We start from the raw sequence: 11,823 nt of genomic DNA on the forward strand, positions 1-11,823 counted from the left end.
CGCACAGACGGCCGGACGGCCGGACGGCCGGACCGACAGGCCGCATCACCCCCTGCGGCCTACGCTGACCCCGTGAACGAGATGCCCCGCGACCACCGCCCGGCCCGGTCCGTGCGGGTGCTCCTGGCCGAGGACGGGAGCGTCGGTCGCGGGGCGTTGGCCGTGCTGCTGCAGCTGGCGCCGGACCTGCGGGTGGTGGCGCAGGTGCCGGCCGGGGCGGACGTGGTGGCGGCGGCGCTCACGCACCGCCCGGACGTCGCCCTCGTGGACGCCGAGCGGCCCGGTCCGCACGGCACGGACGGGGTGGACGTCGCGGTCGAGTTGCGCGACCAGGCGCCGGACTGCCGGGTGCTGATCCTCGCCACGGCCGCCCGCCCGGGCCTGCTGGAGCGGGCCCTCGCCGCCGGCGCCGCCGGTTTCCTCATCAAGGACGGCCCGGTGAACGACCTGGTCACGGCCGTCCGGCAGGTGCTGACCGGCGAGACGGTGGTCGACCCGGCCCTCACGCCGAGCGGCGCGTACGGCAGCATGGTGCGCCCACAGGGACGTACGACGGAAGGACCCCCATGCCCCCCATGACCGCGGCGCCGAAGCCGGAGATCCTGGCCGCGTTCGAGGGTGCGAAGGGGTTCATGCCCGTCGACGAGGGGCTGGCGCTGTACGGGGCGGCCGTGGCGGCGGGGCGGCTGGGGCTGCCGCTCCTGGAGGTCGGCACGTACTGCGGGCGTTCCACGGTCCTGCTCGCCGACGCGGCCCGCGCGGCCGGGGTGACCGCGCTCACGGTCGACCATCACCGGGGCAGCGAGGAGCAGCAGCCCGGCTGGGACTACCACGACCCGGAGACGGTGGACCCGGAGATCGGCCTGATGGACACGCTGCCCACGTTCCGCCGCACGCTGCACCGCGCGGGCCTGGAGGAGCACGTCGTCGCGCTGGTCGGCCGTTCCCCGCAGATCGCGCGGCTCTGGAACGCGCCGCTGGGCCTGGTCTTCGTGGACGGCGGTCACACCGACGAGCACGCGAACGCCGACTACGAGGGCTGGGCGCCGCATGTCGCCGAGGGCGGTCTGCTGGTGATCCACGACGTCTTCCCGGACCCGGTGGACGAGTTCACGGGGCAGGCCCCGTACCGCGTCCACCTGCGCGCGCTGGCCTCGGGCGCGTTCACCGAGGTGTCGGCCACCGGTTCGCTGCGCGTGCTGCGGCGTACCGGGCAGGGGATCTGAGCACGGGCGCTCGCAGGGCACGGTTAGGCTCGCGGACGTGTCCTACACCGGTCCGGAATTCGACGTCCCCCCGCGCCGGCGCCGCCGCACGGTGCTGATCGTGGCGCTCGCCGCGCTGGCGCCGGGGGCGCTGCTGGGTTGGCTGGCGTACGAGACCGTGGGCGGGCCGGGCGAGGGCAGCGGCTCCCGTGCCGCGACCGCCCCGGCCGCCTCCACGGCCCCGGCGGGCTCGACCGGCGCGACGTCCCTGCCCTCCCCCGAGGGGAAGGAGCCGACCGGCTCTCCGGCCCCGGCCGCCTCCGGCCCCCTGGCGGGCAAGGTGATCGTCCTCGACCCCGGCCACAATCCCGGCAACTTCACCCACACCACCGAGATCAACCGCCCGGTGGACATCGGGACGGCGCGCAAGGAGTGCGACACCACCGGCACGGCCACCGACTCGGGTTACCGGGAGGCCGAGTTCACGCTGGACGTGGCGCGGCGGATGCGGGAGCTGCTGCGGGAGCAGGGCGCCACGGTGAGGCTGACGCAGGACGACGACCGGCCGTACGGACCGTGCATCGACGAGCGGGCGCGGATCGGGAACGAGGCGCGCGCGGACGCCGTGGTGTCGATCCACGCGGACGGATCCGGGGCGGGCAACCGGGGGTTCCACGTGATCCTGCCGGGCGCGGTCGACGCGGGCGCGGCCGACACCCGGCGGATCGTCGCGCCCTCCCGGGAGTTGGGCGAGCGGATCGCCGGCGAGCTGGTGCGGGTGACGGGCAGCGCGCCCTCCAACTATGTGGGCGGCGGTACCGGTCTCGTCACACGTGAGGACCTGGGCGGTCTCAATCTGTCAACGGTTCCGAAGGTGTTCGTCGAGTGCGGCAACATGCGCGATAGCAAGGACGCGGCACTGCTGACCAGCAGCGCCTGGCGGCAGAAGGCGGCGCAGGGGATCTCCGAGGGAATCGTGGGTTTTCTGCGCGGACGGTGATCGACGCCTCGGTCCCGGCGGACAGCGTGATCGGACGGACGATAGTGTCGTCCCGACGATGAGGGGCCACCCCCGCGCTTCCCACCCGGCCTGACGGCGACACGGTGACAGCGACGCCTCTGCCGACGACGAGACGACCTACGAAGGACCTGAAGTGAATATCCGCTCCCTCACTCGAGGCGACGGCGTGGTGATCGGAGCAGCGGTGTTGCTGTTCATCGCGTCGTTCCTCGACCTGTACTCGCTCGACGACGCCCCCGACAGCCTCGACATCCCGAACCTGTGGAGCAGCGGGCCGGTCCTGCTCGGTGTCGTCCTGGCCGGGATCATCGGCGCCGCGCTCGTCGTCGTCGCCCGGGGGCTGCCGCAGCCGCCGAAGGTCGCGGGCCTCGACCTGGGCCCGTTCGGGGTCGCCTTCACCGTCTTCGCCGCGTGGAGCGCGCTGGGCAACGTCTTCGACGTGATGGGTGGCGCCGACAACTTCGAGGGCGCGAGCGACAGCGACATCGGTGCCGGCGTCGGCCTGATCCTGGCGCTCGTGGCCACGCTGGTGATGGCCGCTGCCGCCCTGGCCTCCCCCCTGGTCCCCGCCCTCAAGGCCCCCCTCGTCCCGGCCCCGCGTCCCGCCGCTCCGCAGCCGCCCTACGGCGGTCAGCCGCAGGGCGGTTACGGCTACCCGGGCGCCCAGCAGCAGCCGTCGTCCTTCGGCGGCCAGCCGCAGCCGGGCGGTCCCGCCGCCGCTCAGCCCTACGGCCAGCAGCAGCCCCAGCCCGGCCCGGCCGCGCAGCCGCAGCAGCCGGCCGGGGACTTCTCCCCGTTCTGGTTCGCGGTGCCGGTGCCGCGTCCGCTGTTCGCGGAGGACGGCTCGCCGACCCCGATCGCCGAACTGGCGCCGGGCACCTGGTACCTGGCCGTCGAGCAGCGCGGCGCGGCGCTGGTCGCGCAGACGCAGGACGGCCGCCGGGGCGTGCTGCAGGACACGAGCGGCATCCAGCGCGGCTGACGCCCTACGCCGACGCGCGACGGCCTCCCACCCCGCCCGGGGTGGGAGGCCGTCGCACTCTCCGCTGCGCTGCTCCGCGTCGCTCAGCGGAAGATGGCCAGCGGGTCCAGCGTCAGCTCCCGGCGCTCCGGGATCCAGGTGCGCACCATGCCGAGGCAGCGGGCCTGGAATTCGCCCTGGTAGTAGTCCGGGTTGCGGAACTCGCCGCGCCCCTCGGCCTCGTGGCAGATGACCACGACGTGGGCGGCGGGTTCGCCGGTGCCGTAGCGGGCGCGCAGCAGGACGTCGCCGTTCTCGGTGCGGCTCGCGGTGAAGCGGCCGGTGACGGAGACCCACTCCGTGGTGACGGCGCTCAGCGGGATCCGGCCGTCCTCGGAGCCGGCCGGGGGGTCGTCGGAGAGGGCGCGGTTGAGGACGAGGCGGCCGGTGATGAGGTCGGCGTCGACGACCATGTCCTCCTTGCGCATGGTGTCCATGAGGACGCCGATGACGTTCATGGGGGTGCTCTCCCGCAGGTACGTCGTGACGCGTTCCTTGGTGACGCCCCGGTCGGCCTTGCCGGTCCAGGAGAACAGCTTGCCGACGAAGCCCAGGTTGGTCGTGACGTTCATCCGGTCGGCGACCTCCTCGGCGAGGGCCTCGGAGAAGCGGCCGGCCTCGTAGATGTCCATGACCCGCTGTTTGTGCAGGTAGAAGCACATGCCGAGGACCGTGCGCCCGCTCCGCCTCCGGGGCCTGCGCAGCCAGCCCAGGCGCAGCAGGGCGTACCGGAGCAGGACGGCGCAGCAGACGGCCGTCAGGGCCCAGACGAGCAGCCACGGCCACCACAGGCCCCACCACTGACTGTCAATGACACCCACGGATCTCCTTGAACGCGTCGGTGAGGGAGGAGCGGCCCGCGTCCACCACGCGGCCTCCGGTCGCGTCGGCGACCCGGTCGAGGGCGGTGGCGTCGGCCTCTCCGAACTGGACGGGGAAGACGGGGACTTCGTCGGCCTCGGAGCCGAGGGTCTCGTGCCGGCGCAGGAACTCCTCGTACGACAGGCCCGCGTTGTTCTCTCCGTCGGTCATCAGCACGATCGACACCGGTCGTCCGGGGTCGTCGCGGACGGCGTCGGCGGCGACGCGGTAGCCGTGGTCGAGGGCGGTCCACACGGCGGTGGCGTCGTCGTAACCGCCCCCGGAGACCGTCCTGTTGAGTTCCCGCAGGTCGGCGTCGCCGTGGACGGTCACCGTGCGTTCCTCCAGGACCCGCCCGCCGAACCGTACGACGGTGAGGCGTTCCCCGCGGTAGAAGCGGGCGAACTTGCCGGTGGAGGTGTCGTCGGCGCCGCTGAGCCCGGCGAAGGCGGCGCGCAGTTGGTCCATGCGGGCGCCGCGCATGGAGGTGGAGAAGTCGAGGACGAAGACGACCTGGTCGGCGGCGCGGGTGGCGGGGTCGCCGTAGTCGGCGACGAGGCGTTCGACGATGGAGAGCCGGTCGGGGAAGGAGAGGGCGTTGCCGACGGCGGTGCGCAGTTCGGGGGCGGGGGCGACGTCCTGGTGGACGGGGCGGCGGAAGGTGGCGCGCATCATGTCGCGCTGTGCCTCGTCGCCGAGCAGCCAGTCCGTCGCCCTGCGGTAGGCGTCCCGCCGGTCGGGGTCGAGGAGGAGGAGCGGGAAGTCGGAGAGGACCATGCCGTCGTCGGGGTGGACGATCTCCAGCGGTTCGGCGAGGTCGCCGGAGCGGTTGAGGGAGAGCAGTTCGGACTCGTGGGCGATGAGCGCGTCGGCGCGGGCGGGGTCGCGGGCGTAGCGGTCGAGGAGGTCGCGGGAGCTGGGCGCGGTGAGGGTCTGGCCGGAGCGGAAGCCGCGCAGCCGGTCGCAGGAGACGTCCTTCTCGCGCAGGGCGGTGCCGGTGCCGGCGGCGGCGGTGGCGACGCCGACGAGGGCGGCGCGGCCGGTGTCGCTGGTGCGCGGGTCGGCCATCCCGAACCGTACGGCGCCTTCGGCGGCGGCGTCGGCGACGTCGGCCCAGGAGATCCGCCCGCCGGGGGCGTCGGCGCGCAGGGTGCGGGCGAGGGCGGGGCGCAGTCCGACGACGACCGGTGAGCGCATGATCGCGGTGCTCTCGGGCCGGGTAAGCCGTCCGCCCGAGTCCTGCACCCGCAGGAGGAAGGACCGGTCGGAGGCGAGCCAGGCCAGGTCGTACGGCTGTGTGCCGGGCGGTGCCGGGTACTGGCCGTCGAGGTCGGCGTTGGCCGCGTAGTCCAGGTGCAGTTCGACGCCGGTGTCGTCCTCCAGGTCGTCCAGCAGTGGTTGCAGGTCGGCGAGTTCGGGGCTGGCGAGGACGCGCAGGGTGACGTGGTCGGGGTCGTCGGTGCAGGAGGTGAGGGCGGCGCCGAGGAGGGTGAGCGCGAGGGCGGCCGTGAGGGCGCGGGTGAGGCGGCTCATGGGGCGTCCTTGACGGGGGGCGGGCAGTTGCCGACGTGGTCGATGATCTCCTCCAGGACCTCCAGGGCGGGTTCGTAGACCTTGGTCTGGTCGCGGTTGGGGGTGGGGACCTGGATGCCGTGCCGCTCCAGGTGGGCGTTGAGCTGTTCGCTGGTGCCGTCCTCGCCGGAGAAGCGGACGCGGAAGCCGAGTTCTATGGCGCGGCGGCGCAGCCGGTCGTCCTCCTGCATCACGCGCACGAGGCGGTCGCCCTCGCCGCTGAGGGCGATCAGCTGGGGTTCGGTGAGGGCGTAGGGCGTCGGGTAGAGCAGGACGCGGTCGGTGTCCTGCCGGTCGTGCTTGTCGTGGTGGGCGGTCTGGTGGGCGAGGTACTGGTGCTCGTAGATGAGGGAGACGGGGGAGATGGACTCGCCGAGGTCGGAGAAGTAGCTGTCGGCCTGTTCGTCGGCCCACATGCCCTGGAGGTTGATGAGGGGTTTGATCTCGGCGGCGAGCCTGCGCACGGCGGCGCGGTCGCCGGTGCCCGGGGTGCGGTTGCCGTTGGCGACGAAGGAGAGGAGGCTCAGGTAGGTGCCGGCGGCGTTGGACTCGCAGACGCTGGAGGTGCGGACGAGGACGCGGCCGGTGTTGCTGCGCTCGCCCCCGGTCATGTCGTCGAAGCCGATGCCGTTCCAGGTGTCCGCCTCCGGGCCCCGGCCGTCCTTGGGGTCGTCGGGGTCGTCCGCGCCGTCGAGCAGCTTCTGGAACCTGGTCATGTCCAGGTTGTAGTAGAGCGTGGGGGAGCCGTCGGCCGTGGGCTGGGGCGTCGCGACGCCGGCCGTGACGAGGGTCTTGGCGTAGTCGCGGAAGGTGCCGAGGACGAGCGGCGAGACGAAGGGGCGTACCGAACGCACGGACCGGTTCTGCCGGTTGAGGATCAGCCGGGCCGCGGGCTGTCCGGAGGGGAAGACGACGTCCATGCCCGTGAGGGACTGGGTGGCGACGCCGCGGGAGCCGAGGCGGTGGATGTCGACCCGTATGCCGTGCTCCAGCAGCAGCCGCTCCACCTCCGGGTCCTTGAAGTAGTCCGACTTCGACGCCATGCGCGCCTCGATCACGGTGACGCGTTCGAAGGGGCGCAGGACGTTGCCCGACACGAGCAGGGAGAGCAGTCCGGCGACGGCGAGCGGCAGGGCGAGGAGCACGTGCCGGGGCAGGCGCCGGCGTGCGGTGCGGCGGGTGGTGAGCCGCGGTTCGCCGGTCGGGGGCGTGCCGACCGGGGGAGTTCTGTCGGGGGTTCGGTCCTCGGACAACGGCCCTCCTGCCGCTCAGGGGGCCAGGATCATCAAGGACCCCGGCGAACATCATCCCCCGGAGGGGTCGACTCCGCGCCAACGGGAGGTGAAGGGCGATCAACGATGATCGTCAACTGCCTCGTTTCAGCCAGCATTTGGCGGCAACACGGAGGGCATGTCCCCTCGATATCACAGCGGCGCCAACCAGGCGGGTCGCGTCATCGCGATCGTGGCCGACGTCATGGCCCTGATCCTGGTCCTGTGGATCCTGATGTACCTGCTGGACGCCAATCCGGCCAACGACTTCGTCCAGTTCGTCCACGACGCGGCACGCTGGCTGGCGGGCTGGTCGCACGACCTGTTCACCTTCGACGAGGCCTGGGCCCGCGTGGTCGCCGGCTACGGCCTGGCGGCGGTGGTCTACCTGTTCGTGGGCCATGCGGTGGCGGGACGCATGCACCGCCACTGACGGTGCGGGCGGTGGTGGACGGACCCGGGCGCCACCACCGCCGACGGACCTCTGCGCAGGGGGCCGAAAAGCGTCCCCCGGCGTCCTCGGCCCCGGCCCGGGCCGGGGCATCCCGGCCCGCCCCGGGCATCCTCGGGCCCGGCCGGCCCCCGTGTCCTCAGCCCGCCCCGCAGCAGTCCGTCTCCAGCCCCCGCGGCAGCCGTTCCCCGCCGAACACCGCGCACGTCGCCTCGTGGCCGCCCAGGGCCGCGACCGCGAGGAGCAGGGAGCCGGCGGTCCAGGTGGTCAGTTCGCGGGGCCAGATGGCGTCGTCCTCGAAGACGTAGCCCGTCCAGTACAGGCCGGAGCCGTCGTCGCGCAGGTGCTGGATGGACTGGAGGATCTCCAGGGCCCGGTCGGACTCCCCCATCGCCCACAGGGCCAGGGCGAGTTCGGCGGACTCGCCACCGGTGACCCACGGGTTCGGGTGGACGCAGCGCACGCCGAGGCCGGGCACGACGAAGCGGTCCCAGCTCTCCTCGATGCGGGACTTCGCCTCCGCGCCGGTCAGCGCGCCGCCCAGCACGGGGTAGTACCAGTCCATGGAGTAGCGGTCCTTGTCCAGGAACCGCTCGGGGTGGCTGCGGATGGCGTGCCGCAGCGCGCCGGCCGCCAACTCCCAGTCGGGCTGCGGTTCCTCGCGCTGCTCCGCGATGGCGAGGGCGCAGCGCAGCGCGTGGTGGACGGAGGAGGAGCCGGTGAGCAGCGCGTCCGCGGCGGCCGTGCCGTCGTCGTCGCGCCGCCAGCCGATCTGTCCGCCGGGCTGCTGGAGCCGCAGCACGAACTCGACGGCGGCGTAGACCACGGGCCACATGCGGTCGAGGAAGGTGTCGTCGCCGGTGGAGAGGTAGTGGTGCCACACTCCGACGGCGACGTAGGCGACGAAGTTGGTCTCCCGGCCCCGGTCCGTGACGTCGGCGAAGTCGCCGTCGGCGTAGGCGGCGTACCAGGAGCCGTCGTCGTTCTGGTGCCGGGCCAGCCACTCGTAGGCCCGTCCGGCGGCCTCGTGTTCGCCGGCCGCGTCCAGTGCCATCGCGGCCTCGGTGTGGTCCCACGGGTCGAGGTGGTGGCCGCGGAACCAGGGCAGCGCGCCGTCGTCGCGCTGGACGGCGAGGATCCCGGCGACGGTCGCGGCGGCCTGTTCGGCGGTGAGGACCCCGGGCAGGACCAGGTGTTCCGTCCGGGAGGTCGTCACTTGGCGTCCACCCGGGGCAGGTGCGGCTTGGTCGCGTAGGCGACGAAGCTCTTGCCGATCAGCGGGTTGAGCGCCTGCTCGGCGACCCGGGTGGCCAGCGGCTTCTTCATGATGTCCCAGACCAGCAGTTTGTGGTACGCCCGCACGGGCAGCGCCTTGTCGTTGTCGACGCCGAAGGCGCACTTGAGCCACCAGTACGGCGAGTGCAGCGCGTGCGCGTGATGGGTGCCGTACGGCTTCAGCCCGGCCTCGCGGATGCGGGCGAGGAGTTCGTCGGCCTTGTAGATGCGGATGTGGCCGCCCTCGACCTCGTGGTAGGCGTCGGACAGGGCCCAGCAGACCTTCTCGGGGCCGTAGCGCGGCACGGTGATCGCTATCCGGCCGCCCGGCCTGAGCACCCGCGCCATCTCGGCGAGGACGCCCTTGTCGTCGGGGATGTGCTCCATCACCTCGGAGATGATGACGACGTCGAAGGACTCGTCGGGGAAGGGCAGCGCGAGGGCGTCGCCCTCCATGGCGGTGGCGGTGGCGCCCTCGGGGGCCTCGCCGGCCTCCTTCATCGCGGCGAACCACTTGGCGACCTCGCGGATCTCCTCACCGTTGCGGTCCAGCGCCACCACCTGCGCGCCGCGCCGGTAGCACTCGAACGCGTGCCGTCCGGCCCCGCAGCCGAGGTCCAGGACGCGGTCGCCCGGGGCGAGCGGGAACCGGGAGAAGTCGACGGTCAGCACGAGGCCCTGCTTTCACGGTGGGAGTCGGCGGTCACTTGTACGGTCGGGGGCGTCGCCGCCGCCGCGCCCCCGCCTTCGGCGGCGGAGCGGGCGACGGCCTCGCGGTAGTGGGCGACGGTGCCCTCGGCGGCGCGCGCCCAGGTGAACCGGCGCAGCACCCGCTCGCGTCCGGCGGCCCCGAGCCGCTCCCGCAGCCCGGCGTCGCCGAGCAGCCGATCGAGCCCGGCGGCCAGCGCCCCGGCGTCGCCCGGCGGCACGGCGAGACAGGTCTCCCCGTCGGGCCCGGCGACCTCGGGGATGGCCCCGCCGGTCGTGGCGAGCAGCGGCGTGCCGGTGGCCATGGCCTCGGCGGCTGGCAGCGAGAAGCCCTCGTACAGCGACGGCACGCACGCCACCTCGGCGGAGCGGACCAGGTCGACCAGTTCGGCGTCGGAGATGCCCTTGACGAAGTCGACGGCCCCGTCGAGGCCGTAGCGCCGGATCGCGCGGGCGACCGGCCCGTCCTCGGGGCGCTTGCCGACCACGACGAGGTGCGCGCCGGGCTGTTCGGTGCGCACCTTGGCCAGCGCCTCCACGAGGAAGACCAGGCCCTTGAGCGGCACGTCGGCGCTGGAGGTGGTGACGATGCGGCCGGGGACGCGGGGCACGGACGGGTCGGGCGAGAACAGGTCGGTGTCGGCGCCGATGTGCACGACGTGGACGCGGTCGCGGCGGATGCCGAGGTGCTCGACGATCTCCTGGCGGGAGGTGCCGGAGACGGTGAGGACGGACGGCAGCCTGCGGGCGACGCGCTTCTGCATCCGGGTGAAGGCGTACCAGCGGCGCACGGACCAGCGGCGGGCCGCTCCGCGCGCCGCGTCCAGCTCCAGCTGCCGGTCGACGGTGATGGGGTGGTGGACGGTGGTGACCAGGGGTGCGCCGAGGTCGCCCAACAGGCCGTAGCCGAGGGTCTGGTTGTCGTGCACGACGTCGAAGTCGCCGCGCCGGGCGCGCAGATGGCGGCCGGCCCGCAGGGAGAAGGTGAGCGGCTCGGGGAAGCCGCCGGTCCACATGGTGGCGACCTCGAGGGCGTCGATCCAGTCGCGGTACTCGTCGCGCTTCGGGGTGCGGAAGGGGTCGGGCTGGCGGTAGAGGTCGAGGCTGGGCAGCTCGGTGAGGCTCAGGCCGTCGTAGCCCTCGTCGAGGACGGGGTAGGGCTGGGCGCCGATGACCTCGACGCGATGGCCGAGGCGGGCGAGTTCGCGGGAGAGGTGCCGGACGTAGACGCCCTGGCCGCCGCAGAACGGGTTCCCCTTGTAGGTCAGGAGCGCGATGCGGAGCGGTCGCTCGCCATCGGCGGCCGGGTCCTGGCTGGTGCCCGTCCGACTGGCCTCAGCGGTCACTCTGGGTCCCCTTCTGCCTGCACTGTCCCGCGAGACTACGCCGGGACGATAATCTAGAACAAGTTTCAGACTTGATCGTTCGAGAGGCTCCGAATCTACCGGCAGGTAAGGCCACTGTCAGAAGTGGATCAGGTGATTCACGCCACGACAACCGGGGGTGCGCAGGGTGGGGAAGGCAGACCGGGGGGACGCGGCGGAGGCCGCGCCCCTGACCGAACGGCAGGAGGCGCGCCGGCGCCGCATCCTGCGGGCGAGCGCCCAGCTGGCCGGGCGGGGCGGCTTCGACGCGGTGCAGATGCGGGAGGTCGCCGAGTCCTCGCAGGTCGCCCTGGGCACGCTCTACCGCTACTTCCCGTCGAAGATCCATCTGCTGGTCGCGGTGATGCAGGACCAGCTGGAGCGGCTGCACGGCACGCTGCGCAAGCAGCCGCCGACCGGCGAGACGGCGGCCGAACGGGTCGCGGAGACCCTGATGAGGGCCTTCCGGGCGCTGCAGCGCGAGCCGCATCTGGCCGACGCGATGGTCCGCGCGCTGACGTTCGCGGACCGCAGCGTGAGCCCCGAGGTAGACGAGGTGTCCCGCCGTACGACGGCGATCATCCTGGACGCGATGGCCCTGCCGGGCGAGCCGACGCCCGCCCAGCTGGCCGCCGTCCGCGTCATCGAGCACACCTGGCACTCGGCGCTGGTCACCTGGCTGTCGGGGCGGGCGTCCATCGCCCAGGTGGGCGCGGACATCGAGACGGCGTGCCGGCTGATCGAGGTGCCGGTCGGGGCGTCGGGACGGCAGGGGCGGGGCTGAGGCGGCGGGGGTCGCCGCGGCTGCGACGAAGGGCTCGACGGGGCCGGGGGACGGCGCCCACCGGCCGTCTGCCTACGGGCCGGTAAAGTGGCGGCGAAGTCATCACACCCGTACGGGGGGAAGCCGGTGCGAATCCGGCGCTGACCCGCAACCGTGAACCGCGCCCGCCGGGCCGGTGAGCCGGACTGCCGCGTACGGGACCGTGACCGGCTCACGTGCACCGGCGCCGCCGGTGCGCGGCACCGTCGAGGTATACGGAGCCGAGCCGCCGGGGGTGCCCCGTGCTGCCC

Annotated in this window: 11 protein-coding genes, 1 pseudogene and 1 riboswitch; of the genes and pseudogenes, 6 read left to right on the forward strand and 6 right to left on the reverse strand. The window is 73.3% G+C overall.

Translation table 11 applies throughout. The features are described 5' to 3' along the window. Positions 1-72: 72 nt before the first annotated feature. The 4 genes and pseudogenes from ABZY13_RS19220 to ABZY13_RS19235 all read left to right on the forward strand — a co-directional run. Positions 73-504 (forward strand): annotated as a pseudogene (locus ABZY13_RS19220) (response regulator); the annotation flags it as partial. A gap of 71 nt (positions 505-575) precedes the next feature. Further along, positions 576-1,226, forward strand: a complete 651-nt coding sequence (locus ABZY13_RS19225; RefSeq protein WP_356632287.1) for a class I SAM-dependent methyltransferase — start codon at positions 576-578, stop codon at positions 1,224-1,226. Positions 1,227-1,263: 37 nt separating this feature from the next. Beyond that, positions 1,264-2,205, forward strand: coding sequence for an N-acetylmuramoyl-L-alanine amidase (locus ABZY13_RS19230; protein WP_356632177.1), 942 nt, complete (start codon positions 1,264-1,266; stop codon positions 2,203-2,205). A 154-nt stretch (positions 2,206-2,359) separates the two neighbouring features. Beyond that, positions 2,360-3,208, forward strand: a complete 849-nt coding sequence (locus ABZY13_RS19235; protein WP_356632179.1) for a hypothetical protein — start codon at positions 2,360-2,362, stop codon at positions 3,206-3,208. An 83-nt stretch (positions 3,209-3,291) separates the two neighbouring features. On the opposite strand, the gene ABZY13_RS19240 is transcribed toward ABZY13_RS19235, so the two are convergent. Genes ABZY13_RS19240 through ABZY13_RS19250 form a run of 3 tightly spaced genes read right to left on the reverse strand, consistent with a single transcriptional unit; the run spans position 3,292 to position 6,933 of the window. Then, positions 3,292-4,068, reverse strand: a complete 777-nt coding sequence (locus ABZY13_RS19240) for a hypothetical protein (protein ID WP_356632181.1) — start codon at positions 4,066-4,068, stop codon at positions 3,292-3,294. Then, on the reverse strand, positions 4,055-5,641 hold the full coding sequence (locus ABZY13_RS19245; protein ID WP_356632183.1) for a VWA domain-containing protein: 1,587 nt from the start codon (positions 5,639-5,641) through the stop codon (positions 4,055-4,057). The genes ABZY13_RS19240 and ABZY13_RS19245 overlap by 14 nt, the downstream gene beginning before the upstream one ends. Next, positions 5,638-6,933, reverse strand: coding sequence for a hypothetical protein (locus tag ABZY13_RS19250; RefSeq protein ID WP_356632185.1), 1,296 nt, complete (start codon positions 6,931-6,933; stop codon positions 5,638-5,640). The genes ABZY13_RS19245 and ABZY13_RS19250 overlap by 4 nt, the downstream gene beginning before the upstream one ends. A gap of 157 nt (positions 6,934-7,090) precedes the next feature. Between ABZY13_RS19250 and ABZY13_RS19255 the strand changes: the two genes are divergently transcribed. Then, entirely contained in the window at positions 7,091-7,384 is a 294-nt protein-coding gene (locus ABZY13_RS19255) for a hypothetical protein (protein ID WP_356632187.1), read from the forward strand. Between the two features lie 157 nt (positions 7,385-7,541). On the opposite strand, the gene ABZY13_RS19260 is transcribed toward ABZY13_RS19255, so the two are convergent. The 3 genes from ABZY13_RS19260 to ABZY13_RS19270 are packed head-to-tail and all read right to left on the reverse strand — an operon-like array spanning position 7,542 to position 10,731. Beyond that, positions 7,542-8,618, reverse strand: coding sequence for a prenyltransferase (locus ABZY13_RS19260; protein WP_356632189.1), 1,077 nt, complete (start codon positions 8,616-8,618; stop codon positions 7,542-7,544). Beyond that, positions 8,615-9,349, reverse strand: a complete 735-nt coding sequence (locus ABZY13_RS19265) for a methyltransferase domain-containing protein (RefSeq protein ID WP_356632191.1) — start codon at positions 9,347-9,349, stop codon at positions 8,615-8,617. Before ABZY13_RS19265 ends, ABZY13_RS19260 begins: the two co-directional genes overlap by 4 nt. Next, complete coding sequence (locus tag ABZY13_RS19270) at positions 9,343-10,731, reverse strand: glycosyltransferase family 4 protein (protein ID WP_356632193.1); 1,389 nt, start codon at positions 10,729-10,731, stop codon at positions 9,343-9,345. The genes ABZY13_RS19265 and ABZY13_RS19270 overlap by 7 nt, the downstream gene beginning before the upstream one ends. A 166-nt stretch (positions 10,732-10,897) precedes the next feature. Between ABZY13_RS19270 and ABZY13_RS19275 the strand changes: the two genes are divergently transcribed. Continuing rightward, positions 10,898-11,533: a TetR family transcriptional regulator gene (locus ABZY13_RS19275; protein ID WP_356632195.1), complete on the forward strand. Its 636-nt coding sequence runs from the start codon at positions 10,898-10,900 to the stop codon at positions 11,531-11,533. Positions 11,534-11,650: 117 nt separating this feature from the next. Continuing rightward, a riboswitch (cobalamin riboswitch) is annotated at positions 11,651-11,723 on the forward strand. Positions 11,724-11,823: the final 100 nt, after the last annotated feature.

Source organism: Streptomyces sp. NPDC006610 (assembly GCF_040611575.1).
Classification (GTDB): Bacteria; Actinomycetota; Actinomycetes; order Streptomycetales; family Streptomycetaceae; genus Streptomyces.